Origin of the sequence: Enterobacter sp. I4, from assembly GCF_022669095.1 — a bacterium.
Lineage (GTDB): Bacteria > Pseudomonadota > Gammaproteobacteria > Enterobacterales > Enterobacteriaceae > Enterobacter > Enterobacter pasteurii.
The window spans coordinates 2,397,111-2,420,141 of record NZ_JALBUO010000001.1 but is presented as its reverse complement, the minus strand read 5'-3'; the positions used below and the strand labels follow the sequence as shown (position 1 = coordinate 2,420,141).

24 protein-coding genes are annotated in these 23,031 nt (G+C 56.9%); 10 read left to right on the top strand and 14 right to left on the bottom strand.

Going from position 1 to position 23,031, the window contains the following annotated elements; translation table 11 throughout:
* Nucleotides 1-199 precede the first annotated feature (199 nt).
* The gene (locus MOQ06_RS11455; RefSeq protein WP_176610473.1) at nucleotides 200-646 is read left to right on the top strand and encodes a hypothetical protein; all 447 of its coding nucleotides are present in this window, start codon (nucleotides 200-202) and stop codon (nucleotides 644-646) included.
* Nucleotides 647-713: 67 nt separating this feature from the next.
* Here the strand turns inward: MOQ06_RS11455 and yajD are convergent, their stop codons facing one another.
* Entirely contained in the window at nucleotides 714-1,061 is a 348-nt protein-coding gene (gene yajD, locus MOQ06_RS11450) for an HNH nuclease YajD (protein WP_006808895.1), read from the bottom strand.
* 206 nt (nucleotides 1,062-1,267) lie between these two features.
* On the opposite strand from yajD, the gene MOQ06_RS11445 reads away from it, so the two are divergent.
* Nucleotides 1,268-2,302, top strand: a complete 1,035-nt coding sequence (locus MOQ06_RS11445) for an LLM class flavin-dependent oxidoreductase (protein ID WP_242173032.1) — start codon at nucleotides 1,268-1,270, stop codon at nucleotides 2,300-2,302.
* A complete protein-coding gene (locus MOQ06_RS11440; RefSeq protein WP_242173031.1) occupies nucleotides 2,295-3,242 on the top strand; it encodes a zinc-dependent alcohol dehydrogenase family protein in 948 nt (315 codons plus the stop codon). The genes MOQ06_RS11445 and MOQ06_RS11440 overlap by 8 nt, the downstream gene beginning before the upstream one ends.
* Here the strand turns inward: MOQ06_RS11440 and MOQ06_RS11435 are convergent.
* Nucleotides 3,239-4,279 carry an AI-2E family transporter gene (locus tag MOQ06_RS11435; protein WP_148418793.1) on the bottom strand — a complete coding sequence of 347 codons (1,041 nt, stop codon included), beginning with the start codon at nucleotides 4,277-4,279 and terminating at the stop codon, nucleotides 3,239-3,241. The two genes, MOQ06_RS11440 and MOQ06_RS11435, sit on opposite strands and share 4 nt — an antisense overlap.
* A gap of 420 nt (nucleotides 4,280-4,699) precedes the next feature.
* Between MOQ06_RS11435 and mdtJ the strand changes: the two genes are divergently transcribed.
* Both mdtJ and mdtI read left to right on the top strand, forming a co-directional pair.
* On the top strand, nucleotides 4,700-5,062 hold the full coding sequence (mdtJ, locus tag MOQ06_RS11430) for a multidrug/spermidine efflux SMR transporter subunit MdtJ (protein WP_193356159.1): 363 nt from the start codon (nucleotides 4,700-4,702) through the stop codon (nucleotides 5,060-5,062).
* The gene (mdtI, locus tag MOQ06_RS11425; RefSeq protein ID WP_176610469.1) at nucleotides 5,049-5,378 is read left to right on the top strand and encodes a multidrug/spermidine efflux SMR transporter subunit MdtI; all 330 of its coding nucleotides are present in this window, start codon (nucleotides 5,049-5,051) and stop codon (nucleotides 5,376-5,378) included. Before mdtJ ends, mdtI begins: the two co-directional genes overlap by 14 nt.
* Nucleotides 5,379-5,383: 5 nt before the next feature.
* On the opposite strand, the gene MOQ06_RS11420 is transcribed toward mdtI, so the two are convergent.
* From MOQ06_RS11420 to MOQ06_RS11405, 4 genes are all read right to left on the bottom strand, one after another.
* Nucleotides 5,384-6,199 (bottom strand): serine protease, encoded by an 816-nt coding sequence (locus MOQ06_RS11420; protein ID WP_242173029.1) that lies wholly within the window; start codon nucleotides 6,197-6,199, stop codon nucleotides 5,384-5,386.
* A 276-nt stretch (nucleotides 6,200-6,475) separates the two neighbouring features.
* The gene (asr, locus tag MOQ06_RS11415; protein WP_148418789.1) at nucleotides 6,476-6,781 is read right to left on the bottom strand and encodes an acid resistance repetitive basic protein Asr; all 306 of its coding nucleotides are present in this window, start codon (nucleotides 6,779-6,781) and stop codon (nucleotides 6,476-6,478) included.
* Between the two features lie 147 nt (nucleotides 6,782-6,928).
* A complete protein-coding gene (locus MOQ06_RS11410; protein ID WP_242173027.1) occupies nucleotides 6,929-8,413 on the bottom strand; it encodes a carboxypeptidase M32 in 1,485 nt (494 codons plus the stop codon).
* A 74-nt stretch (nucleotides 8,414-8,487) separates the two neighbouring features.
* Nucleotides 8,488-9,741, bottom strand: coding sequence for an MFS transporter (locus MOQ06_RS11405; RefSeq protein WP_242173025.1), 1,254 nt, complete (start codon nucleotides 9,739-9,741; stop codon nucleotides 8,488-8,490).
* Between the two features lie 121 nt (nucleotides 9,742-9,862).
* Between MOQ06_RS11405 and MOQ06_RS11400 the strand changes: the two genes are divergently transcribed.
* From MOQ06_RS11400 to bioD, 3 genes are all read left to right on the top strand, one after another.
* Nucleotides 9,863-10,768, top strand: a complete 906-nt coding sequence (locus MOQ06_RS11400; protein WP_242173023.1) for a LysR family transcriptional regulator — start codon at nucleotides 9,863-9,865, stop codon at nucleotides 10,766-10,768.
* Between the two features lie 121 nt (nucleotides 10,769-10,889).
* On the top strand, nucleotides 10,890-12,110 hold the full coding sequence (gene mlc / locus MOQ06_RS11395) for a sugar metabolism global transcriptional regulator Mlc (RefSeq protein ID WP_176610463.1): 1,221 nt from the start codon (nucleotides 10,890-10,892) through the stop codon (nucleotides 12,108-12,110).
* 131 nt (nucleotides 12,111-12,241) lie between these two features.
* The gene (gene bioD / locus MOQ06_RS11390; RefSeq protein WP_148418784.1) at nucleotides 12,242-12,937 is read left to right on the top strand and encodes a dethiobiotin synthase; all 696 of its coding nucleotides are present in this window, start codon (nucleotides 12,242-12,244) and stop codon (nucleotides 12,935-12,937) included.
* Here bioD and clcB read toward each other — a convergent pair.
* From clcB to MOQ06_RS11350, 8 genes are all read right to left on the bottom strand, one after another.
* On the bottom strand, nucleotides 12,872-14,182 hold the full coding sequence (gene clcB, locus MOQ06_RS11385; protein WP_242173021.1) for a voltage-gated ClC-type chloride channel ClcB: 1,311 nt from the start codon (nucleotides 14,180-14,182) through the stop codon (nucleotides 12,872-12,874). The two genes, bioD and clcB, sit on opposite strands and share 66 nt — an antisense overlap.
* 104 nt (nucleotides 14,183-14,286) lie before the next feature.
* On the bottom strand, nucleotides 14,287-15,435 hold the full coding sequence (osmV, locus tag MOQ06_RS11380; protein ID WP_242173019.1) for an osmoprotectant ABC transporter ATP-binding protein OsmV: 1,149 nt from the start codon (nucleotides 15,433-15,435) through the stop codon (nucleotides 14,287-14,289).
* Nucleotides 15,435-16,082 carry an osmoprotectant ABC transporter permease OsmW gene (gene osmW, locus MOQ06_RS11375; protein WP_045332238.1) on the bottom strand — a complete coding sequence of 216 codons (648 nt, stop codon included), beginning with the start codon at nucleotides 16,080-16,082 and terminating at the stop codon, nucleotides 15,435-15,437. Before osmW ends, osmV begins: the two co-directional genes overlap by 1 nt.
* 8 nt (nucleotides 16,083-16,090) lie before the next feature.
* Nucleotides 16,091-16,990 carry an osmoprotectant ABC transporter substrate-binding protein OsmX gene (gene osmX, locus MOQ06_RS11370; protein WP_176610460.1) on the bottom strand — a complete coding sequence of 300 codons (900 nt, stop codon included), beginning with the start codon at nucleotides 16,988-16,990 and terminating at the stop codon, nucleotides 16,091-16,093.
* Between the two features lie 18 nt (nucleotides 16,991-17,008).
* On the bottom strand, nucleotides 17,009-17,719 hold the full coding sequence (gene osmY, locus MOQ06_RS11365; RefSeq protein ID WP_242173016.1) for an osmoprotectant ABC transporter permease OsmY: 711 nt from the start codon (nucleotides 17,717-17,719) through the stop codon (nucleotides 17,009-17,011).
* 254 nt (nucleotides 17,720-17,973) lie between these two features.
* Nucleotides 17,974-18,717, bottom strand: a complete 744-nt coding sequence (locus MOQ06_RS11360) for a YoaK family protein (RefSeq protein ID WP_242173014.1) — start codon at nucleotides 18,715-18,717, stop codon at nucleotides 17,974-17,976.
* A 146-nt stretch (nucleotides 18,718-18,863) separates the two neighbouring features.
* The gene (locus MOQ06_RS11355; RefSeq protein ID WP_242173011.1) at nucleotides 18,864-20,048 is read right to left on the bottom strand and encodes an MFS transporter; all 1,185 of its coding nucleotides are present in this window, start codon (nucleotides 20,046-20,048) and stop codon (nucleotides 18,864-18,866) included.
* 58 nt (nucleotides 20,049-20,106) lie between these two features.
* Nucleotides 20,107-21,234 (bottom strand): alpha/beta hydrolase, encoded by a 1,128-nt coding sequence (locus tag MOQ06_RS11350; protein ID WP_242173008.1) that lies wholly within the window; start codon nucleotides 21,232-21,234, stop codon nucleotides 20,107-20,109.
* 112 nt (nucleotides 21,235-21,346) lie between these two features.
* Here MOQ06_RS11350 and MOQ06_RS11345 point away from each other — a divergent pair, with 112 nt between their 5' ends.
* Nucleotides 21,347-22,231: a LysR family transcriptional regulator gene (locus MOQ06_RS11345; protein WP_242173005.1), complete on the top strand. Its 885-nt coding sequence runs from the start codon at nucleotides 21,347-21,349 to the stop codon at nucleotides 22,229-22,231.
* Between the two features lie 85 nt (nucleotides 22,232-22,316).
* Nucleotides 22,317-22,994 carry a type A chloramphenicol O-acetyltransferase gene (gene catA / locus MOQ06_RS11340; protein ID WP_242173003.1) on the top strand — a complete coding sequence of 226 codons (678 nt, stop codon included), beginning with the start codon at nucleotides 22,317-22,319 and terminating at the stop codon, nucleotides 22,992-22,994.
* Nucleotides 22,995-23,031 lie beyond the last annotated feature (37 nt).

Genomic DNA, 23,031 nt, shown 5'->3' with positions numbered 1-23,031 from the left:
GTCCCGTCCGGCAAGGAGAAATTTACAACCTGGCAGCAATTATTAATACCACTTAACCGTTAGGAGATCGGCACATCGCGTTGCGCGTCGGGGCGAAAGCATTTCCGATTCCATCCGCCATTGCAGCGCATTCGTTCCCTGAGCTAGAGGTCTACGCTATACTCCGCCACTTAGCATTATGCGTGGCAGGTAATGAAATATGCGGGAGAGCATTAACTTACTTTTCGTGGTGCTGTCTTTTGCGGCACTGATTATGCTGATGCGCTTTTTCGTCAGGCGTATTCGGCATCCAAAGCGTATCGTTGCCGACAGTCGGGGATTGAAAAAAATCTCTACCCATCCTTTCTGGTTTGGCGGATCGTCAGGTAAAACCTACTTTTATGATGAGCAGTATTTATACGAGGTTATAAAGGGAGATGCCCGTAAAATTGAGCTGGCGGCTATCGTAAAAATTAAGCCGGGCTCGATAGTGGTAAATAACAGGCGGCTCTGGTCTGTGAGCTATCTTGAGGGAGCCGGTGAAAAACAGGTGCAGTTTTATAATAATCTGACGGTGTTTAATCAAAACTTCGCTGCTTTTTTAGAGACTGTAAAACGCGTGAATCCTGAAGCCGATATTAAGGCCGTCTCCTTGTTCAACCTGTGACTGGAATACATCACCTTTCTTTTTCTGACTGCCCATACGGCAGGTATGGGCAGTGAAGCCGTCGATATTATTTCTTCTTGTTCATCATCGCTTTTAAATCGGCGAAGGGGTTAAACGTGGCGACGCCCACGTCTTTTTGCGCATCCTCACCCGCGACAACGGTGGTGCCATACTGGTCCGCCTCGGTGTACTTCGAGTGCTCGTGATCGTGGCAAAACAGACACAGCAGCTCCCAGTTACTGCCGTCTTCCGGGTTGTTGGTGTGATCGTGGTCGATATGGTGAACCGTAAGTTCACGAAGATTCGAATAAACAAACTCGCGCGAGCAGCGTCCGCAAACCCATGGGTAGATTTTTAGCGCTTTTTCACGGTAGCCGCTTTCCAGCCGTGCGTAGTTTTTGGGGATAAGAGCCATTGCTGAAGTACCTGTTAACATGAGAATACGTCACACTATATCGCATTATGTTATGACGGGAGAATGCCATCCTCGCATGGCCGGATGGATACAAACGGCGTTTTTAGTCAGTTTATTTGAACCATTCCGTTAAATAATCACCATTTATTCTCATCCGTGAATGCGTAGAGTAGGGATTACGCAATGCTTCATCAGGATACGTCATTATGAAAAAGATCGGATTTTTGTCGTTTGGCCACTGGACACCGTCCTCCCAGTCCGCCACGCGAAGCGCGGCAGACGCGCTGCTGCAGTCTATCGACCTGGCGGTTGCAGCCGAGGAGCTGGGGGCGGACGGGGCGTATTTCAGGGTGCATCACTTTGCCCGCCAGCTCGGCTCGCCGTTCCCGCTGCTGGCTGCGATAGGCGCAAAAACCAGGCGTATCGAAATCGGTACGGGCGTGATCGACATGCGCTATGAAAATCCGCTGTATATGGCGGAGGATGCCGGTGCGGCCGATCTGATCTCTGGCGGACGGCTACAGCTTGGCATCAGCCGCGGCTCCCCGGAGCAGGTGATTGACGGCTGGCGGCATTTTGGCTATGTGCCGCAGGAAGGTGAAAACGAATCCGATATGGCGCGCCGCCACACGGAGGTACTGCTTGACGTCCTGCGCGGTGAGGGGTTTGCGAAACCGAATCCACAGCCGATGTTTCCGAATCCGCCGGGGCTGCTGCGACTCGAGCCGCACTCGGACGGCCTGCGCGAACGTATCTGGTGGGGCGCGGGCTCAAATGCAACAGCAGTATGGGCGGCAAAGCTGGGGATGAATCTGCAAAGCTCAACGCTGAAAGACGATGAAACCGGCGAGCCGTTTCACATCCAGCAGGCAAAACAGATCCGCGCCTACCGGCAGGCCTGGGCTGATGCGGGGCACGCGCGACAGCCACGCGTTTCGGTCAGCCGCAGCATTTTTGCCCTGATGGACGAACGCGACCGGATGTATTTCGGTTCAGGCCGCAATGAGAGCGACAGCGTGGGCTATCTGGATGAAAAAACGCGGGCAATCTTTGGCCGCAGCTACGCCGCGGAGCCAGACAGGCTGATTGAACAGCTGAAGCAGGATGAAGCGATCGCGGAAGCGGATACGCTGTTGCTCACCGTGCCAAATCAGCTCGGCGTGGAGTACAACGCGCACGTTATTGAGTCCATCCTGAAGCACGTCGCTCCTGAAATGGGCTGGCGGGACGGCAATGCATAACCTGTCTCTCTGGTATCGCCGTTTTGGCGAGCCTGAATCGGTACTCCAGGCAGAATCCGCCGCGCTTTGTGCGCTAAAGCCGGGCGATCTCCGGGTGCGCATGCTTTTTGCTCCGGTCAACGCCTCCGATCTCATCCCCGTTACCGGAGCGTATCGTCACCGCACGCCGCTGCCTGCGGTCGCCGGCTATGAAGGCGTCGGCGTAGTGGCTGAAGCGCCCGCGGCTTACGCGGCGCTGCTCGGTAAGCGGGTGCTGCCGCTGCGCGGGCAGGGAACCTGGCAGTGCTACGTCGACTGCCCGGCAGAATATGCCGTTCCCGTTCCGGACGACGTCGACTCGCTGCTTGCCGCGCGCGCCTATATCAACCCGCTTGCCGCGCAGATGATGCTGGACCGCTATCCTGCGAGCGGGAAAACGGTGCTGCTCACCGCCGCCGGATCGGACTGCGCCATCCTCCTTGGCCAGTGGGCGCGCCGGGCGGGGGCAGAAGCCGTTTACGGGATCCATCGTTCAGCGGTACATGCCGGGCGCCTGGCTGATATGGGGATCGTCCCGATCGCACAGCACGACCGGGAGGCGGTCAGCGCCGCGGCCTCTCGGGCGGACGTGGTGTACGACGCCACGGGCGGTAGCCTGGCGGAGACGATTCTGAGCGTGATGCCTGAAAGGGGGACGTTTGTCTGCTACGGGCTGCTCTCCGGGCAGACCTTCCGGCAGCAGCGGGCGTTGCCGCGCGTGGCCTGGTTTCATATCCGCAACTATCTGGACAGCCTCAGCGCAGGGGCGTGGCAGGCGGAGTTTCAGCGTATCTGGCCTGAACTGCGCGCCAGCCGGTGCAGCGATGTCGCCCTTTACCCTCTGCCGGAATGGCAGAGGGCACTGGGTTACTATCGCGAAGCGGGAAGAGCGGGCAAGCCCGTGCTGTCGATGGAGGATTAATCGGCCCTGTGGCTCATATCGCTCAGCAGAACCGCGATACTTTGCCCACCAGCCGTCTGCTCAAGGCCAATTTTGACGATAATGGTCAGCGGAACGGAGAGCAGCATGCCGACAGGCCCGAGCAGCCAGCCCCAGAATATCAGGGACAGGAAAACAACGAGGGTGGAAAGCCCCAGCCCGCGTCCCATCATTCGTGGCTCAAGAATGTTCCCGAAGACGAGGTTAATCACCAGATAGCCCGCCAGCAGGATCAGCGCGTCGTATAATCCGCTAAAAACCAGAGTCTGAAGGATAGGGGGGATCGCCGCCAGCACGGAGCCGATGTTGGGGATGTAGTTAAGCGCAAAGGCCAGCAGCCCCCAGACGAAGGCAAAACGCACGTCCAGCGCGACGAGCATCCCCCAGACCACGATCCCCGTCACCAGGCTGATGGCCGTTTTCAGCACCAGATAGCGTGAGACGCTGTCGAGCGCGCGCTGAATGGCGCCCATTCCCTCCACCGGACGAACCATAAGGTGCTGAAGCTTTGCGGGCAGCTGCGGGACTTCAAGCAGCATAAATACTACCGTCAGGAACAGCAGGAAAATGGAAGTCATCGCGTTAGACAGCTGCGCCAGCAGGCTGGTCACAATCGTCATGGCGGCATTCGGATCGATGTATTTAAGCAGCTCTTCAACCGAAACTTCGATGCCTGCCCGCTGTAGCCAGGGCTCAATTTGCAGCAGCGGGATCGCCAGCGAGGAGCGATACTTCGGCAACGTTCGCGCCAGCTCGTTCAGGGACGTTCCCAGATAGGCCACCAGCAAAACCATCGCAACGATAATAATGCTGATAAGCAGGCTTATCGCCAGCACGCGAGGAATGCGCAGCCGCACCATCCGCTGCACCAGCGGGTTGAGGATCACCGCGATAAACAGCGCCAGGATAAAGGGCACGATGATATCGGCCGCGAAGCGGACCCCGGTTAAAACGATCGTCAGCATGCCCAGCATGATGACGATCTTTAGCCCGTTGAGGGTAATAATGGGTTTAGCCATGAACGTTCCCAAAAAGTTTTTATTAATAATAGAGGGTAAAGCGGTTGCAATAAACTAACCAAAATCAAACGGAGTGGGTAAAGAAGTGAAAAGACTTTGAGTAATTTCCTGGCTTATGATACAAATCAGGCGTGTTCAACTACTGAGGACAATTTTCATCCGCAAAGACGAGAAGCAAGACCGCGGATAATTGTAATTTTATGGACAATTTGTTCAGGACGTATTTTTCAAACAACTCTGCTCTGTTTTCTACCTCCCTCTGCCTTCTTTCCGGTGAGCAACACTGGCGTTCCGCGCTATAGTCACGTCTTCTGCCTGAGCTGGCGCTATGCGCTTAGCTATCTGATTTAATTCCCTATATTTTTGGTTTGCTGCCCGCAGCGAGCCTCGATGGATTATATTCTCAAGCAGGAGAAAAACATGTTTTACTGGATTTTATTAGCTCTGGCTATCGTCGCTGAAATTACCGGCACCTTGTCGATGAAATGGGCGAGCGTCAGTGACGGCAGCACCGGTTTTATTTTGATGCTGGTGATGATTACGCTTTCCTATATTTTTCTCTCTTTCGCGGTTAAAAAAATCGCGCTCGGCGTGGCCTACGCATTGTGGGAAGGTATCGGTATTTTGCTGATTACGCTGTTCAGCGTGCTGTTATTTGACGAAACCCTGACGACGATGAAAATTGCCGGTCTGACGACCCTGGTAGCAGGTATCGTGCTGATTAAATCGGGTACCCGCAAGCCGGCTAAACAGCAGAAGGAGCAGACCCATGCAGCAGTTTGAATGGATCCACGCGGCCTGGCTGGGGTTCGCGATCGTTCTGGAAATAATGGCTAACGTCTTTCTGAAGTTTTCTGACGGTTTCCGTCGTAAAGCCTACGGCCTGTTATCGATTGCCGCGGTGCTGGGGGCGTTCAGCGCCCTGTCACAGGCGGTAAAAGGCATCGATCTTTCCGTCGCCTATGCGCTGTGGGGCGGTTTTGGTATTGCCGCCACCCTGGCAGCAGGCTGGATTATGTTTGGCCAGCGTTTAAACAATAAAGGCTGGATTGGGCTGGTACTGCTGCTCGCAGGCATGATCATGATTAAGCTCGCCTGAGCAATCTACTGCTGCGCCAGCGCCTCCAGCCTGTCGCGGAATCCGGTCACTGACAGCGCCCGGTTATCGGCCCGCCAGCGATCTTTCGCTGCCGGCGCCGAGCTTTGAACGCCAATCAGCTGCCAGCCCTTGTCGGTTTTTAGCATCAGCGGCGATCCGCTGTCACCCGGCAGCGTATCGCACTGATGCGACAGCACGCTGCTTTGCGCCCAGCCCGTTACCACGCAGTCCGTATGGGTGTACAGCGAATCGAGGTGATCGACAGGATAGCCTGCCTGCGTCACTTTTCGATCGGCGGCCTTCAGGGCGTCGGTAAGTGCGGCTTTGTCGCCATCAAAAAGCGGCAGCGGGGCGATCCCGGACGGCGGATAGCGTAAGGCAATGAGGCCGAAATCCCAGGATGCCGCGCCCGGCGGCACAATCCAGCCGTCACCGTCCGCTTTTAACCGTTTACCGAGCGACGGATCCACCCTGCCCTCGATACCGTGAATTTCATAACGCCATATCCCTTTTTGCGACACAAAGCGCAGGGCGATCGCCTTGTCCGGCTTGCCCTCGGGCGGCATTAACAGGCAGTGTCCCGCCGTCAGCGCCAGGTGTGGCGTAATGAGCGTTGCTGTACATAAATTGCCGCTGGCGGTTTCCAGCTGCCCGATGGCATCCCAGGGGGAGTCGGTAGGATCGGTGACACGCGTGCGGTCGTCATGACCAAAAAACAGCGTCTTAACCTCTTTAGCGCTAATGGCGTCGCCATCATCCGCATGTGAAAAGCCCGCAAAGAGGCTAAACGTTCCCAGTAACAGCACAACAGATTTACGCATATCACACTCTGGTGGGGTAATTATGATTATTAAAAGTGAACCCTATGAAAATACTATAGACGGGACAGCGCGAAAGTGGGAGTAAAATCAGCGTGCTACATTCAGGAAAGATAAAAACGGCTGGCAACGAGCGCGCATAAAATTAGCAGGATAAGAATGAACTCAAACCGATAGCGCCGCAGCATACGCCCTCCGGATAAAAAAACGGCGCTGACCTGTTTCCCGTTCAGCGCCGGTTTACCAGCGTGCCCCGAAGGGCACGGTTAAGCCTGTACCTTACGCTGCCGGCTGTGCAGCAGGTTTAGCCGCTTCGTGTTTTGCCGCTTTCTTGTGATGCTTTTTAGCGGCCTGGGCTTTCTGCTCTACCGCAGGTTTAGTTGCCTTTTTGTGGTGCTTTTTCGCCGCCTGAGCCTTCTGTTCTGCCGCAGGTTTTGCTGCTTTGTGGTGTTTTTTATGGTGAACCGCTTTGGCCGGAGCGGCGGTGGCTGCCGCAGGTGCTGCGGTGGCGGTAGTTTCCGCCGCGAATGCAGCAGAAGACAGACCCATAGCAGCGGCAACAACCAGAGCTAATACTTTTTTCATTTTCATACCCTCGAATTTGGTTTTTCATTTAACCCCACTGCGGGGCCGTTGAAATAACTATATCCCTGTAAATTCGGGGTTTCCGTGAGTGATTGGTATCGGCGTGTAACCGTATGTACACGCCGGGGTTGCCCCCGGCGCGGACGGTTACAGGTAGCGGGAAGTAAGATGTTCGCGGAAGTAACGACTGTTCAGATCTTCGCCCGTCGCCTGGGTCATTAACTGCGAGGTGCTGAAGCGGCTGCCGTGCTGCCAGATGTTCTGACGCAGCCACTCAAACAGCGCCGTAAAATCGCCTGCGGCAATTGACGCCTGCAATCCGGGCAGCGCGGTTTTCGCGGCGTGGAAAAGCTGTGCCGCATACATTGCCCCCAGCGTATAGGACGGGAAGTAGCCAAAACCGCCGTCGGTCCAGTGGATATCCTGCATGCAGCCGTTGCGGTAGTTGTCTTTGGTGGACAGCCCAAGCCAGGCCTGCATTTTTTCATCCCACAGGGCGGGGATATCATCGACCTCGATTTCGCCGTTGATCAGCGCGCGCTCAATCTCGTAGCGCAGCACCACATGCGCCGGGTAGCTGACTTCATCCGCGTCAACGCGAATGTATCCCGGCTTCACGCGCTGGTTCCAGGCAATGAAGTTCTCTTCGCTGAATGCCGCCTGGCTGCCGAAGCGGGCATGCACCGCCGGAAGCAGATGCTTCAGGAACGCGTCGCTGCGGCCAAGCTGCATCTCGAAAAACAGGCTCTGGGATTCGTGTATCGCCGTAGAGCGCGCCAGCGCAACGGGCTGACCGGCCCATGCCCGGGGAAGGTTTTGCTCGTAGCGGGCATGTCCCGTTTCGTGGATCACCCCAAAAAGCGCGCTGAGCAGCTCATCTTCATCATAACGCGTGGTGATTCGCACGTCCTCCGGCACGCCGCCGCAGAACGGATGGGCGCTGACGTCCAGACGACCGCCGTTAAAATCGAAGCCAAGCATTTTCATCGCTTCCAGACCCAGCTCGCGCTGGGTTGCGGTCGGGAAGGGGCCCTGTGGCGGAACGAACGAATGCTGGGCCTGCTTTTCCACCACCTTTGCCAGCAGATCCGGCAGCCACGACTTCATGTCGCCAAACAGCACGTCCAGGCGGGCGCTGGTCATGTCCGGCTCAAAAATATCCAGCAGCGCGTCGTAAGGCGTACAGCCTTTGGCATCGGCACGCAGGCGGGCTTCTTCACGACTGAGTTTCACCACCTCCTTCAGGTTGGCAGAAAAGCCCTGCCAGTCGTTGGCCGGACGCTGGGTACGCCAGGCGTGCTCGCACCTGATGCCTGCCAGCGATTTGGCCTCCACCAGCGATTCCGGCAGCAGCGTCGCCTGCTGGTAGTGACGCGTCATTTCACGCAGGTTGGCCTGCTCAACGTCGTTCAGATCTTCTTCTGCCGCCGCGGACAGCCATTCGCCCACTTTTTTATCGGTCAGGATCTGATGTTGCAGGACGCTCATCTCCGCCAGCGCTTCACCCCGCGCGGCGCTGCCGCCTGGCGGCATCATGGTGAACATGTCCCAGCTGGCGATGGAGGTGAGGTGAGAGAAGCGTGAGAGGCGCTGGAAGGTGCGGGTGAGCTGTTGATAGTTATTGTTTTTCATGAAGTCCTCGTGTCTGAATCAGCCGATGACAAAAATTAGCATCGGCTCGATTTAAACACGAAGAGGGAGGAATGTTAATGCAGACGTTTATGCAGGCTGGCGCCCACCAGCAGCGCAGCGCACAGCATCAGGGCAATAAACCCGCCCACACCGTTCCAGCCGTAGTGATGCCAGAACATGCCGCCGAGCGTACCGGCAATGCTGGAACCGAGGTAATAGCTAAACAGATACAGCGACGACGCCTGGCCTTTGGCGCGGCGCGCGCGCGGGCCAATCCAGCTGCTGGCAACGGAATGCGCGGCAAAGAATCCGGCGGAGAAGAGCAGCATGCCGGCAAAAATCAGCCAAAGGGAGGAGAAAAGCGTCATCAGCAGCCCGAACAGCATTACGCCGGTGGACGCCAGCATCACCGGACCGCGGCCGTAGCGAGCCGTCATAGCCCCGGCTTTTGGCGAACTCCAGGTTCCGGTGAGATACGCAACGGAGAGCAAACCGACCAGCGCCTGGCTGAGATGCCACGGAGAGAGCATCAGACGATAGCCAATATAGTTGAACAGCGTCACGAAAGAGCCCATCAGCAGGAATCCGGTCAGGAACAAACGCGGCAATCCCTTATCGCGCCAGTGCAGGCGGAAGTTGATAAACAGCGTTTTCGGGCGCAGGGAGGCAGGGCGGAAATGGCGCGATTCCGGCAGTATTTTCCAGAACATCAGCGCCGAGGCGAGCGCGAAGCAGCCGATAACCGCCAGGGCAATGCGCCAGTTAAAGAAATCCGTAAACACGCCGCTCAGCAGGCGTCCGCTCATCCCGCCGATAGAGTTCCCGCTGATGTACAGCCCCATGGAAAAGGCCACAAAACTCGGGTGGATCTCTTCGCTGAGGTAGGTCATCCCCACCGCCGCCACGCCGCTAAGGGAGAGGCCAATCAGCGCGCGCGCGATCAGAATGCCGTGCCAGCTGGTCATCATAGTGGACAGCAGGGTACAGACGGAGGCCAGCATTAACGCCGTTACCATGACCTGCTTGCGGCCGATAGCGTCCGACAGTGGCCCGGTAAACAGCAGGCCAATCGCCAGCATCCCGGTTGAGATGGAGAGAGAAATACTGCTGCTGGCCGGCGACACGCCAAACTCATGCGACAGGACCGGCAGAATAGGCTGTACGCAGTAGAGCAGGGCAAAGGTGGCGAGACCTGCGGAAAAGAGCGCCAGGGTGACGCGCATAAACTGCGGTGTTCCACGCTTAATAAACTGAACCGGCTGCGGTGCTGCGGGTAAGGCATCAATGTCGCTTGCCGGCGCGACATCAACAGCTGTTGTACGACTCACACGTAATCCTTGCTTAAACATCCCCGTGATTTCTGGTGACGGGTATGACCACAGGATCAGGGTAGGAAAATGTAAATATTCTGTCTAATATATTAATAATCTCAAATGATACTTTAAAAATATGAATATCGAACTGCGCCATTTGCGTTATTTTGTTGCCGTCGCCGAAGAACTGCATTTTGGCCGCGCAGCGGCAAGGCTGAATATCTCTCAGCCGCCGCTAAGCCAGCAGATCCAGATCCTGGAGCAGCAGGTGGGGGCGCGCCTGCTGGCGCGAACCAACCGCAGCGTGAGCCTGACGGCGGCGGGGAAGCAGTTTCTCGCCGACAGCCGACAAATCCTGAGCATGGTGGATGACGCCGCGGCCAGAGCGGAGCGGCTCTATCTTGGCGAAACGGGGGAGTTGCGCATCGGGTTTACCTCGTCGGCTCCCTTTATCAGCGCCGTTTCACAAACGCTGTCATCGTTTCGCCGCAACTTTCCCGACGTGCATATTCAGACTCGCGAAATAAATACCCGGGAACAAATATCGCCGCTCAATGAAGGCTCGCTCGACCTGGGGCTGATGCGCAACACGCGGTTGCCTGATACCCTGGCGTGGCAGGTGATCCTGCGGGAACCGCTGATGGCGATGATCCCCCGCGACCATTCTCTTGCCGCGCAGCACAGCGTCACGCTGGCTGAGCTGGCGAAAGAGCCGTTTGTCTTTTTTGACCCGCAGGTGGGGACCGGGCTGTACGACGATATTCTCGGCCTGATGCGGCGCTATGGGCTTGTTCCGACCATCGCCCAGGAGGTAGGAGAAGCAATGACGATCATTGGTCTCGTTGCCGCAGGGCTTGGCGTTTCGATTCTTCCGGCCTCGTTCAAGCGGGTGCAACTGCCGGAAATGCGCTGGGTAACTATTGCCGAGCCGGATGCGGTGTCGGAGATGTGGCTGGTGTGGTCTAAACATCATGAACAAAGCCACGCGGCACAGCGTTTCAAAGCAGCGCTAATTACCGCCTCTCACGGGCGCTATTTATAGGGAAAAGTGGGAAAAAATGTGCAGTAAATCACATGGCTAAGTAAAAATTTGACGTCGGCCATTGAAGTGCTTCACCATAGCCCTCAGTTTATTTCGAAGCTCGAAAATAAGGGAGTAAGAGGTGGTTGCTGATAGTCAGCCAGGGCATATCGATCAGATAAAGCAGACCAACGCGGGCGCCGTTTATCGCCTGATTGATCAGCTCGGTCCGGTTTCGCGTATCGATCTTTCGCGCCTGGCACAGCTGGCACCCGCCAGTATCACCAAGATTGTCCGCGAAATGCTGGAAGCCCATCTGGTTCAGGAGACGGAAATTCAGGAGCCTGGCAGCCGCGGCCGTCCGGCGGTAGGGCTGGTGGTCGAAACCGAGGCATGGCACTACCTGTCGCTGCGCATTAGCCGCGGGGAAATCTTTCTCGCGCTGCGAGATTTGAGCAGCAAGCTGGTGGTGGAAGACCGGCTCGAACTCCCGCTCGACGCAGAACAACCTCTTCTTGACGCCATTCTGATCCATATCGACCAGTTCTTTATTCGCCATCAGCAGCGCCTCGAACGCCTAACGGCAATTGCAATTACCCTGCCGGGAATTATTGATACCGAAAATGGCATTGTGCACCGCATGCCGTTTTATGAAAACGTCAAAGAGATGCCGCTGGGAGAAGTGCTGGAAAGCCATACCGGCGTGCCGGTCTACATTCAGCATGATATCAGCGCCTGGACGATGGCCGAGGCGCTGTTTGGGGCTTCCCGCGGCGCACGAGACGTGATTCAGGTGGTGATTGACCACAACGTCGGGGCGGGGGTGATCACCGACGGCCGCCTTTTACACGCCGGAAGCAGCAGCCTGGTGGAGATCGGCCATACGCAGGTCGATCCCTACGGCAAACGCTGCTACTGCGGCAACCACGGCTGCCTTGAGACGATCGCCAGCGTCGAAAGCGTGCTGGAGCTGGCGCAGGTGCGGCTCAGCCAGTCGATGAGCTCCACGCTGCATGGGCAGCCGCTGAGCGTAGATGCGCTGTGCGCGGCGGCAAGGCAGGGCGATCTGCTGGCGAAGGACATCATTACTGGCGTGGGCAATAACGTCGGGCGCATTCTGGCCATAATGGTGAACCTGTTCAATCCGCAAAAAATCCTGATTGGCTCGCCGCTCAGCCAGGCGGCGGAGATCCTCTTTCCGGCGATCTCCGCCTGTATCAGCCAGCAGGCACTTCCCGCTTACAGCAAAAATATCGTGGTCGAAAGCACCCAGTTCTCCAACCAGGGAACGATGGCGGGCGCCGCGCTGGTTAAAGATGCGATGTACAACGGCTCGCTGCTGATTCGTTTACTGCAGGGCTAACTCTTTTCCACTGATGTACGAAAAATTGCGCTATCTCAAGCCGGGTAGCGCACGCATCCCGTAGACTTTCCCCCACTGAATTATTTACCTGGTTTATATTTTTGAAGCATACCCAAGAGGTGGAATGAGTCATGCTTAAGCGTTTCTTTATTACTGGTACTGATACTTCTGTCGGGAAGACAGTGGTATCCCGCGCGTTGTTGCAGGCCCTGGCGGCAAGGGGTGAACGCGTTGCAGGATACAAGCCGGTTGCAAAAGGCAGTAAAGAGACGCCAGAAGGGCTGCGTAATAAAGACGCCCTGGTTCTGCAAAGCGTCTCGTCTCTGGAGCTGCCCTATGACGCCGTTAATCCTATCGCCCTGAGCGAGGAGGAGAGCAGCGTCGCCCACAGCGGGCTAATTAACTACAGCCTGCTTTCTGATGGCCTGGCAAACCTGAGTGAACAGGTTGACCACGTTGTCGTTGAAGGTACCGGCGGCTGGCGCAGCCTGATGAACGATTTGCGTCCGCTATCCGAGTGGGTGGTGCAGGAGCAACTGCCGGTGGTGATGGTGGTGGGTATTCAGGAAGGGTGCATCAATCACGCCTTGCTGACGGCGCAGGCTATTGCGAATGACGGCCTGCCGCTGATTGGATGGGTGGCGAACCGGATTAACCCGGGCCTTGCGCACTACGCTGAAATCATCGACGTGCTGAGCAAAAAACTGCCTGGTCCGCTGGTGGGTGAACTGCCTTATCTGCCCCGCGCCGAACAACGCGACCTAGCGCACTACGTCGATCTCTCTGCTTTCGGCGGTATGCTGCCCGTAGATCGAGTCGTGGCGTAACGTCCTCGACAGTACGGACGCCACCACGCAGGCAACCAGCAAGCCGGGGAGTAAGACATACTGCCCGGTCATTTCACATACCATCAGGGCCGACATGATCGGCGCGTGCGTAGTGGCGGCGAGCAACGTCGCCATCCCCGCCAGCCCGAGCAAAATCGCCGTCTCAGCGCCGGGAAACCACAGGGCAAATAGCTGCGCAAACAGCATGCCGGTCGCCATACCGACAAACAGCGTTGGCGTGAATACCCCTCCGGGCGCACCGGAGCCGCTGCTCGCGAGCACCGCCAGCAGCTTGCAGATAAAGACGCCCGCAATCACCGACAACAGCGGTGGCGACTGCAAAAATGCCTGAACCACGCTGTAGCCATTTCCCCAAACCTTCGGCGTTAGCAGCGACAGCAGCCCGACGATCAGCCCACCCAGCGCCAGCTGCCACGGCGGCGAAAGCTTCAGACGCAGAAACAGCGTATGGCTAAACCCCATCAGCCACATCAGCAGCGGGCCGCAAACCCCTGCCAGCAAACCGACGCCAACCATCAGCGCATAATCTGCGGCCGTTAAGGCTTCGCTCAGGTGCACCGTATAAAGCGTGTTTGCGCCGGGGCTTAACAGGCGCGTGGTGAGCAGCGCCACCACGGCGGCAATCACTACCGGGCCGAGCGAGGCCAGCATGAGGGTGCCGAACAGGATCTCAGCGATAAACAGGCTCCCGGCCAGCGGCGCGTGATAGGCGCTGGCCATCCCGGCGGCGGCACCGCAGGCTATCCACAGTTTCCATTCAGATTTCGGCGTAAAACGCTGTGCAAAAAAGGAGGCGGTGAGCGCCGCGAGCAGGATCATGGCGCCCTCGCGGCCGATGGCGCTCCCGCTGGAGACCACCAGCAGCGACGCGAGGGATTTCACCAGGCTGGCACCGTAATCAAACTGGCCGTCACCCGTTTCCAGCGCTTCCATATAATCGGTAGGCGCGTGGGGGCGCTGTGACGTCATGCGCTGCCATCCCCACAGCAGGATGCCTGCGGCCAGGCCGCCCAACGCGGGCGTCAGCGCCCGACGCCAGGGAGATAACGCGGCGGCGGCGTTCACCAGGCTACCGCTGTCGTTACTGAGAAACAGCCACTCCAGCAGATACATGCTGTGGCGAAACACGGCAACGGCCAGCGCGGCCAGTACGCCCGTGACGGTGGCAATCAGAAGCCGGCGGAACATCGCGCGGATATCGGGGTAAGCGTGAAGTCGTTGCATGGGGCAGAATTAAACGGAGACGATAGGATATTGTGATAGGAAAACGAGGGGTTAGCAAAAGGTATGCGTGCGAAAAGAGGCCGGGCATAGCCCGGCGTGGGTGTTTAACTGTCGCTATGAATATTTAACGCCCGGCGCGTGCGCCCTGAACTCAAATACTCCGCAATATAATCCTGAGAAATTTCGCCGTTGTAGCGTCCGTCTTCGTCCACGATCGGCATCCAGCTGGTGTTGCTTTCATACAGGCGAGAAAGCACCACGCGCAGGTTGTCTTCGGCCTTACCGGTCATGCGGAACGGATGGAGGATGTCGACGCAGGCGCCGATAGCATTACGCGCTTCGCGGCGCTTCACAAAGCCCAGCGGCTTGCCCTGTTCGTCAACCACGGTAATGGCGCGAATATCGTTATCGTCCATGATGGCAAAGGCCTCCGGCAGCGGCGTTGATTCGCGCACCGTAAGGGTAGGCTGCCGATCGGTCACGTCCCCCGCGGAAACCAGCAGCAGGCGTTTCAGCGTGCGATCCTGGCCCACGAAAGAGCCGACAAACTCGTTGGCCGGCTTCGCCAGCAGCTCGTCCGGGCTGGCGCACTGGACGATACGCCCCTGGCGGAAAACGGCGATGCGATCGCCCAGCTTCAGCGCTTCGTCAATATCGTGGCTCACCAGCATGACGGTCTTTTTCAGCTTGCGCTGCATTTCCAGAAACTGGTTCTGGATCACCTCACGGTTGATCGGGTCCACCGCGCCAAATGGCTCATCCATCAGCAGTACCGGCGGATCCGCCGCCAGCGCGCGGATCACGCCGATACGCTGCTGCTGGCCGCCGGACATCTCGCGCGGATAGCGGTTCAGGAACTTGTGCGGATCCATCGCCACCATATCCATCAGCTCTTCGGCACGGGATTTACAGCGGGCTTTGTCCCAGCCCAGCATGCGCGGCACAACGGTGATGTTCTCTTCGATGGTCATGTTCGGGAACAGGCCAATCTGCTGGATCACGTAGCCAATGTTGCGGCGCAGGGTAACGGTGTCCATTCCGCTGGTGTCTTCGCCGTTAATCAGGATCTTACCGCTGCTGGGGGCGATAAGCCGGTTAATCATCTTCAGGGTAGTGGTTTTCCCGCAGCCGGACGGGCCGAGCAGCACGCACATTTCCCCTTCGGGCACGTTCAGGTTAACGTTGTCGACGGCCTTAACGGTCTGGCCGTGCTTCTGTGAAAATTGTTTGGTGAGGTTTTCCAGTTTTATCATTATCGAATCCCCTTCGGAGTCAGTACTACCTGCAAACGGTGCAGCAGCCAGTCGAGCACAATCGCTAAAAGACAGATCATCAGCGCGCCCGCAATCAACATACGAATATCGCTTCCGCCAATGCCGTTAAGCAGCAGCAGGCCGAGCCCGCCCGCGCCGATCACGGCGGCAATCGCCATAACGCCGATATTCATCACCACGGCGGTGCGGATCCCGCCGAAGATCACCGGCAGCGCCATCGGGATTTCCACCCAGCGCAGGCGCTGCCAGAAGGTCATGCCGATACCGCGCCCCGCTTCGCGCAGCCCGGGGGGCAGGCTGTCGAGCGCGGTGTGGGTATTACGCACTATCGGCAGCAGCGAGTAGAGGAACACCGCCGTAATGGCGGGCAGGGCACCAATGCCCTGACCGATCAGCGAAAAGAGCGGGATCATCAGGCCGAAAAGCGCGATAGAGGGGATGGTGAGCACGATGGTGGCAATCCCCAGCACCGGCGTAGCCAGCCATTTGTGGCGAACGATCAGAATGCCAAGCGGAACGCCAATAATAATCGCCAGCCCCACGGCCAGGGCCACCAGCCAAAGATGCTGAAGCGTCAGGGTGAGCAGATAGTCCCAGTTGTCGAAAATGTAGTGAATGGTCTCCATAGCGCCTCCTACAGCAGCCGTTTGCTACGCAGGAAATCACGGGCGACCTGCTGCGGTGACTGATGGTCGATATCCACCTTCTTGTTCAGCTCGGTGATAACGTCGTTGTTAAGCTGGGCTGAGAGGGTGTTAAGCGCCTCTTCCAGCCCCGGGTTGGCCTCCAGCGTGTCTTTACGCACGACCGGCGTCACGGCGTAGCTCGGGAAGAAACCTTTATCATCTTCCAGCACTTTGAGATCGAAACCTTTTACTCGCCCGTCGGTGGTGTAAATCAGCCCCGCATCGACAAAGCCGTCGCGCACCGCGTTATAGACCAGACCGGGATCCATCTGGCGGATCTGCGGGCGGTCGAGCTCCATGCCGTAGGCCGCCTGCAGCGGCTTCATCCCGTCGCTGCGTCCGGCAAACTCCAGGTCAAGACCCAGCATCCAGTTGTTATCCGGGTCGGTTTTACGGACGTGCTCAATCTTTGCCACCATCTCAGACATGGTGTTGATATGTTCCGCCTCGGCGCGCTTGCGCTGCATGGCGAAGGCGTAGGTGTTGTTCATATCGGCAGGTTTAAGCCACACCAGGCCGTGCTTTGCGTCCAGGCGTTTCACCGTCTCGTAAGACTCCTGCGGCGACATGCGCTTGTTGATGTGGTTAAAGATGATTAGCGACGTACCGGTATACTCCCACGTCATGTCGATCTGCTTGTTGATCATCGCGTTACGGGAAATTACCGTTGCAATATTGGTCTGCGGCTGCACCTGAAAGCCTTTCTTTTGCAGGTACTGCACGGTCATGGCCGACAGGATGTGCTGCTCGGTAAAGCTCTTGGTCGCCAGGATCAGCGGGGCCGCCAGCGCGTGGCTGGAGAAGAGCGCGGCGGCACACAGCGCCGCCAGGCGGGAAAATGGTCTCATAAAAGCTCCTTGTTATTGTTATCGAGCGAGATGTGGGCTCATCACGCGGCCCAGCGCGGCCAGCAGGGTATCCAGGATCAGGGCGAACAGGGCGGTAGCCGCCGCGCCCAGGATCAGCGTCGGGAAGTCATTCAGATAAATGCCGGGGAATATCAGCTCGCCGTAGCTGCTGGCACCAATCAGGAACGCCAGCGGTGCGGTGCCGACGTTAATCGCGGTGGCTATGCGGATCCCGGAGAGCATCACCGGCCAGGCGTTGGGGATCTCCACCTGGCGCAGGCGCTGCCATTTGGTCATGCCAATGCCGTTCGCCGCTTCCAGCAACGATGAGGAAACGGAGCACAGCCCGGCATAGGTATTACGCACAATCGGCAGCAGCGAGGCGAGGAACAGGGCGATAATGGCCGGCTTATCGCCAATGCCAATCACCACCATCGCCAGCGCCAGCACCGCCAGCGGAGGAAGGGTGTTGCCCACGTTGAAGATTTGCATCACGTATTCAGCGATACCTCGCGCGGCCGGCCGGCTCAGCAGAATGCCGCTTGGAATACCGACCAGCAGGGCAAAGAACATCGATGAGAAGACCAGAATCAGGTGCTGCCGTCCGAGATAGAGCAGGTCAACCTGGCGCGCCTTAATCGTCTCAGGCCCAATTCCCCAGACGAGGAGGGCGAGAACCACGATAATGGCGCCGATAAAAAGCAGCGATCGTTTGAGTAATGGGTGCATTGCGGTGTGTCTCCCTGTGCGCATGCGTTATAGCAACCACCGGTTGCCTGTTGTTATGCCATGTTTCGGCAGGGGTACTTCACCTATAGCAAGCGAATGGGACGGGTTCCAGCGAAGGGGGTAAAACAGTAACCCTATGAAATTAGTGACAACCTGGACTAAGCCTTATGCGATAAGGGCTGTCAGCGGGAAGGCAGAATAGTCTTAAAGAGAAGCGCCGTAAGTGACAACGTCACCTAAGGCATAGCGACGGGCTATCGGCTCAGCGCGGCACGAACCTTTCGAACACGCCATGAGATGCGAACAATCGAGAAGCCAGCCACGAGTACCAGCATCAGCCCCAGCGCCAGCATCGCGTTGAATCCAAACCAGCGAAAGAGGATCAGCCCCGCAATACCGCCGGTGATAAACGAGAACAGGGTGGTTAAATGGGTTTTTAGCTGGCTTTTCTGCGCCGCCGTGTCTTTTGAGTAATCCCGGCGCAGCATGGCGATCATGACGGAGGCCAGCGAAATGCCCGCATCGGTTAGCGTGCCGGTAATATGGGTTGATCTCACCCGCCCGCCTGAAAGCTGCGTGGAGGTGGAATTATGGATCCCCATCAGTCCACACAGGAAAAGAATAATTTCCTGATTTGTGGCGAAGGAGTGGAAATAGAGTTCGTAGAGAGAGACCCCGGCCAGTAAAAAACCTTCCACCAGCAGAACCTGGCTAAATACCAGCCTGACGTTATGGATAATGCCCCAGATAACAATCATTCTGGCGACAATGGCGCCCGTCACAAACGACAGAATAATGGCGCCAAAGAAAAGGATATCGTTAAGATCGGTGGAGGAGACTTCGCTGGATAGCTGCGAGGTGTTACCCGTCATGTGGGAGGGAAAAAAGCCAAACGCGCCCAGCGCAATGGCATTCAGCAGACCCGCGGAGGTCGCCAGCCACAGAGCAAGACGGCGATCCTCCTGATGCGTTCGTTCTTTCTTTAATTTAATCAGCAAAGAATACCTCCCGTTTGAGCTTTGCCTGATTCTTCAAGCTAACAAAGCGATATCGCTGGCTGACCAGGATATTGCTTAATTATTATTTCATCGGGAGGGGTTCGTGGTTTTGTAATTAAATAAAATAACCCTGTTAATATAATGCCTTATCTTGCGTAGCGCGACGCCTTAAAGGTCAGCCCCACCGCGCTCAGCAGTAATATGCCGCTCAGCCCGAAGGTGCTCTTCCAACCAAGGGAGTCAAATATCAGGCCACCTGCCGTCGAGCCGAGCGCGATGGAGAGCTGGATCACCGCGACCATTAGCCCGCCGCCCGCCTCGGCATCTTCCGGGAGCGTCCGGGCGAGCCACGTCCACCAGCCCGTGGGCGCCGCCGTTGCCAGCATTCCCCAGAACCCTAACAGCAGAGCAACGATCCACAGGCTATGCCCGGCCAGGATCAGCACGCCGGCAATTATCGCCATCAGCAAAGGTATGGCCATTAAGGTCAGGTAAAAGCCGACATTCAGCACCAGGGCCACGATCAGCGTGCCGACAAAACCCGCTATTCCGATAGCCAGCAGGATCAGCGACAGGCCGGAGGCGCTTACCTGCGTGACGGTTTCGAGGAAGGGACGAACATAGGTAAATAACGCAAACTGGCCCATAAAGAACAGACCACACGCCATCAGACCGACGGAAACCGCGGGCTGAAGAATCAGGCGAAATACGCTTTTGCGTGACCCCTGGCCCTGGTTTGCGTTCATAGCGGGCAGGCTAAACCATTGCCAGACGAACGCCGCTATCGCCACGGGAACCAGGCAGAGAAACGCGCCTCGCCAGCCGATGGTCGCTCCAAGATAGCTGCCCAGCGGGGCGGCAACAACCGTCGCCAGCGCGTTGCCGCCGTTGAAAATCGCCAGCGCTCGGGAGACCTGATGCTGCGGCACCAGACGGATGGCCGTTGCGGCAGACATCGACCAGAACCCGCCGATGGCAATGCCGATCAGCGCCCGGCCCGTCATATAGACCAGATAGTTCGGGGCGAAAGCGATGACGATCCCCGATAGCGCCATCAGCATGGTCATGCCCAGCAGAAGATATTTACGGTTCATATTCCCGGCAAGTTGGGAAAGAAAAAGACTGGTCAGGACCGCCAGCGCACCGGAAATGGCGATGCCCTGGCCTGCAAGCCCCTCCGTCACGCCTAAATCCCGGGCAAGGGGCGTGAGCAGGCTGACGGGCATAAATTCCGAGGCAATCAGAACGAATACGCACAGGGTCATGGCAAAAATACCTCCCCAGCGCGCAGGTTCAGTATTACGGGATGTGATGGGGTTCAGCGTAGACATAGTCATAATTCACAGCGGAGAGAAGAGAAGCCCCCTTGAGACTCGGGGGCTGTGCGTATTATTTCAGGCTGGTTTTGAAGAACTGCGCAAACTGCGCGAACGGGATTTTCCCCGCGGCGTTGTCGTAGAGATCGACGTGGTTTGCGCCCGGGACAATCACCAGCTCTTTCTGTTTACTGCCGACGGCCTTAAACGCGTCTTCCGCAAAATAGCGAGAGTGCGCGTTTTCACCGGTCACAATCAGCGTCGGAATGGCGATCTCCCCGGCATAGCTCAGCAGCGGCATATTCATAAACGATAACGGCATTGTCGCGGTCCACGCGCCGGTGGAGTTAACGGAACGGGCGTGGAAGCCGCGCGGCATTCGGTAGTAGTCATAAAATTCTTTCAGAACCGGATGCGGATCGGCGGGTAACGCTTCCGGCAGGATCCGTTCGGCCGCCGTCACCTTACCGTTTTCATCAACATAAATGTCATGGCCGCCGTGGGCGAAGGTGCCGCTTTCGGCATCTTTCCAGCGCTGTGCGTTCAGATACTGCAATACGGCCCGGCGATCGGCCGTCGTGTAACGATCTTTCCCGTCGCCCACGCCGTGACCCATCGCGCGGCTCATGTCATACATGACGCTGGTGGCAACCGCCTTCACGCGGGTATCCATGGATGCCGCGTTCAGCGCCATACCGCCCCAGCCGCAGATGCCGAGAATGCCAATACGGTTACGGTCAACTTCTTTCTGTAATCCCAGAAAATCCACCGCGGCGCTAAAGTCTTCGGTGTTGATATCAGGAGAGGCGACGTTGCGCGGCTGGCCGCCACTTTCACCGGTATAAGACGGGTCGAACGCCAGGGTAACGAAACCCTGTTCAGCCAGAGTCTGGGCGTACAGTCCGCTGGATTGTTCTTTGACCGCGCCAAAAGGCCCGCTGACGGCAATCGCTGCCAGCTTGTGGTCGCCGCGGTTTTTAGGAATGTAGAGATCCCCAACCAGGGCGATCCCGTACCGGTTCTGGAATGTCACCTTGCGATGGTCAACCTTATCGCTCTCGGCGAACGTTTTATCCCAGGTGGTCACCATCGAAACGGGCGCGTTTGGATTCGTTGTTTCTGCATAACTCATTGTCGTCACTCCACTTAATGATGCGCAAAGCAGCATCGCTACGGATAGTTTTTGGGTGAATATTTTCATAAGAGGTACCGCGTGTTGTTGTGATGGGGGACATTATAGTTAGCAGTAATAGTGATGATTAGAGGCCGAAAGCTGCTAAAATTAATATCATATTGTTATAAATGGAGGGGCGATGGCGAAGCGGGAAAACTACAACGAGCTGTACCTGTTTATTCAGGTGGTGCGCGAGGGAAGCTTTACGGCAGCCGCACAGCGGCTCGGGCTTGCACAATCTGGAATCAGCCGCTCGGTCCGGGAGCTGGAAGAGCGGCTGGGCGTTCAGCTTCTGGTACGGACCACGCGTAAACTGTCGCTCACCCACGCCGGGGAACAGCTTTATCAGACCGCGGGCGCGGCCTTTGACTCGCTCGATTCCGGCCTTACCCGGCTGGCACATTACCGCCAGACGCCTGCCGGAACCGTGCGCATCAATGCCAGCCAGCACGCCATCGAAAAATGCCTGCTGCCAAAGCTTGCCGTATTCAAACAGCGCTACCCGGATATTCGGCTGGAGCTGATGAATGAAAGCCGCTTCGTGGACATTATCGCCGAACGGTTTGATGCGGGCGTCCGGCTGGGGCCGGAGGTGGGGCAGGGAATGATTGCCGTCCGCATCACGCCCGATATGGAAATGGCCGTGGTGGCCGCCCCGGAACATTTTCGTCGCTACGGTTTTCCGCAGACGCCCGCAGATTTAGTTGCCCATCCGTGCATTGCCTATCAGTTTGCCGACGGTAGCCACTATCAGTGGGAACTGGTGCAGAACGAAAAGAGTATTACGCATCGCCCCGAGGGCCAGTGGGCCTTTTCGGACAGCTATATGGAGGCCGAAGCGGCGCGCCTGGGGCTTGGGCTGGCCTATGTCCCGGTTGAGCTGGTGGCTGACGATCTGGAGCGCGGCACGCTGATACGCGTTTTGCAGCGCTACAGCCTGCGGATGGACGGGCTATATCTCTATTATCCGCACCGTAACGTGTCGCCGGCGCTGAGAGCCGTGATTGATACGCTGAAAATTTAAGGGCCATCTACGCTACGGCCTATACAGCCAGTATGGTTGTGATACGCTACTATTTTATATTGCGCTGCTCAACTAAGGCTAAGAAATGACAAAAATAACGGCAGAATATACGACTGTTGATCTATCCCGTTGGGCAAGAAAGGAACACTTTGCGGTATTTCAGGGCTTTGCTCAATCCACGTTTAACCAAACGGTTCAGCTGGACATTACCGCGCTGCTAAAACATATTAAACAGGCTGGCTGGAAATTTTATCCTGCGATTATTGCCCTTATTTCTAAAGCCGTAAACCGGCATCCGGAATTCCGCATGGCCATGAAGGATGATGAGCTTATAATATGGAACGAGGTGCATCCAGGGTACACCCTTTTTCATAAAGAGACGGAGACGTTTTCATCATTATGGAGCCACTTTGACGGGAATATTAGTCACTTTCAGAACGTTTATGCAGAAGACGTTTCTCGCTATGGTGATAACCTTGCCTACTGGCCTAAGGAAGAGTCCCGGGAAAATGTTTTTTTCATATCGAATATTCCCTGGGTGAGTTTCACCACTTTTAATGTCAACGTCGCTAACATGCGGAACTTTTTTGCACCCATGTTCACCTTCGGGAAATATTACGCGCTGGACGGGAAAGTCTTGCTGCCTTTCGCCGTTCAGGTTCATCACTCGGTATGCGATGGTTTCCATGTGGCAAGACTGATCAACGAGCTGCAGGAAATGTGTGATGACGTAGCGCGCTATTCAGAGCCTGAGATGCCATAAGCCAGCCCGGAGATAAAAAGCTCTGGACTGGCCGGGA

Bases quoted from the DNA above. Each gene is read 5' to 3' on its own strand.
- MOQ06_RS11455 (WP_176610473.1), top strand. From the start codon at position 200: ATGCGGGAGAGCATTAACTTACTTTTCGTGGTGCTGTCTTTTGCGGCA.
- yajD (WP_006808895.1), bottom strand. From the start codon at position 1,061: ATGGCTCTTATCCCCAAAAACTACGCACGGCTGGAAAGCGGCTACCGT.
- MOQ06_RS11445 (WP_242173032.1), top strand. From the start codon at position 1,268: ATGAAAAAGATCGGATTTTTGTCGTTTGGCCACTGGACACCGTCCTCC.
- MOQ06_RS11440 (WP_242173031.1), top strand. From the start codon at position 2,295: ATGCATAACCTGTCTCTCTGGTATCGCCGTTTTGGCGAGCCTGAATCG.
- MOQ06_RS11435 (WP_148418793.1), bottom strand. From the start codon at position 4,279: ATGGCTAAACCCATTATTACCCTCAACGGGCTAAAGATCGTCATCATG.
- mdtJ (WP_193356159.1), top strand. From the start codon at position 4,700: ATGTTTTACTGGATTTTATTAGCTCTGGCTATCGTCGCTGAAATTACC.
- mdtI (WP_176610469.1), top strand. From the start codon at position 5,049: ATGCAGCAGTTTGAATGGATCCACGCGGCCTGGCTGGGGTTCGCGATC.
- MOQ06_RS11420 (WP_242173029.1), bottom strand. From the start codon at position 6,199: ATGCGTAAATCTGTTGTGCTGTTACTGGGAACGTTTAGCCTCTTTGCG.
- asr (WP_148418789.1), bottom strand. From the start codon at position 6,781: ATGAAAAAAGTATTAGCTCTGGTTGTTGCCGCTGCTATGGGTCTGTCT.
- MOQ06_RS11410 (WP_242173027.1), bottom strand. From the start codon at position 8,413: ATGAAAAACAATAACTATCAACAGCTCACCCGCACCTTCCAGCGCCTC.
- MOQ06_RS11400 (WP_242173023.1), top strand. From the start codon at position 9,863: ATGAATATCGAACTGCGCCATTTGCGTTATTTTGTTGCCGTCGCCGAA.
- bioD (WP_148418784.1), top strand. From the start codon at position 12,242: ATGCTTAAGCGTTTCTTTATTACTGGTACTGATACTTCTGTCGGGAAG.
- clcB (WP_242173021.1), bottom strand. From the start codon at position 14,182: ATGCAACGACTTCACGCTTACCCCGATATCCGCGCGATGTTCCGCCGG.
- osmV (WP_242173019.1), bottom strand. From the start codon at position 15,435: ATGATAAAACTGGAAAACCTCACCAAACAATTTTCACAGAAGCACGGC.
- osmW (WP_045332238.1), bottom strand. From the start codon at position 16,082: ATGGAGACCATTCACTACATTTTCGACAACTGGGACTATCTGCTCACC.
- osmX (WP_176610460.1), bottom strand. From the start codon at position 16,990: ATGAGACCATTTTCCCGCCTGGCGGCGCTGTGTGCCGCCGCGCTCTTC.
- osmY (WP_242173016.1), bottom strand. From the start codon at position 17,719: ATGCACCCATTACTCAAACGATCGCTGCTTTTTATCGGCGCCATTATC.
- MOQ06_RS11355 (WP_242173011.1), bottom strand. From the start codon at position 20,048: ATGTCTACGCTGAACCCCATCACATCCCGTAATACTGAACCTGCGCGC.
- MOQ06_RS11350 (WP_242173008.1), bottom strand. From the start codon at position 21,234: ATGAAAATATTCACCCAAAAACTATCCGTAGCGATGCTGCTTTGCGCA.
- MOQ06_RS11345 (WP_242173005.1), top strand. From the start codon at position 21,347: ATGGCGAAGCGGGAAAACTACAACGAGCTGTACCTGTTTATTCAGGTG.
- catA (WP_242173003.1), top strand. From the start codon at position 22,317: ATGACAAAAATAACGGCAGAATATACGACTGTTGATCTATCCCGTTGG.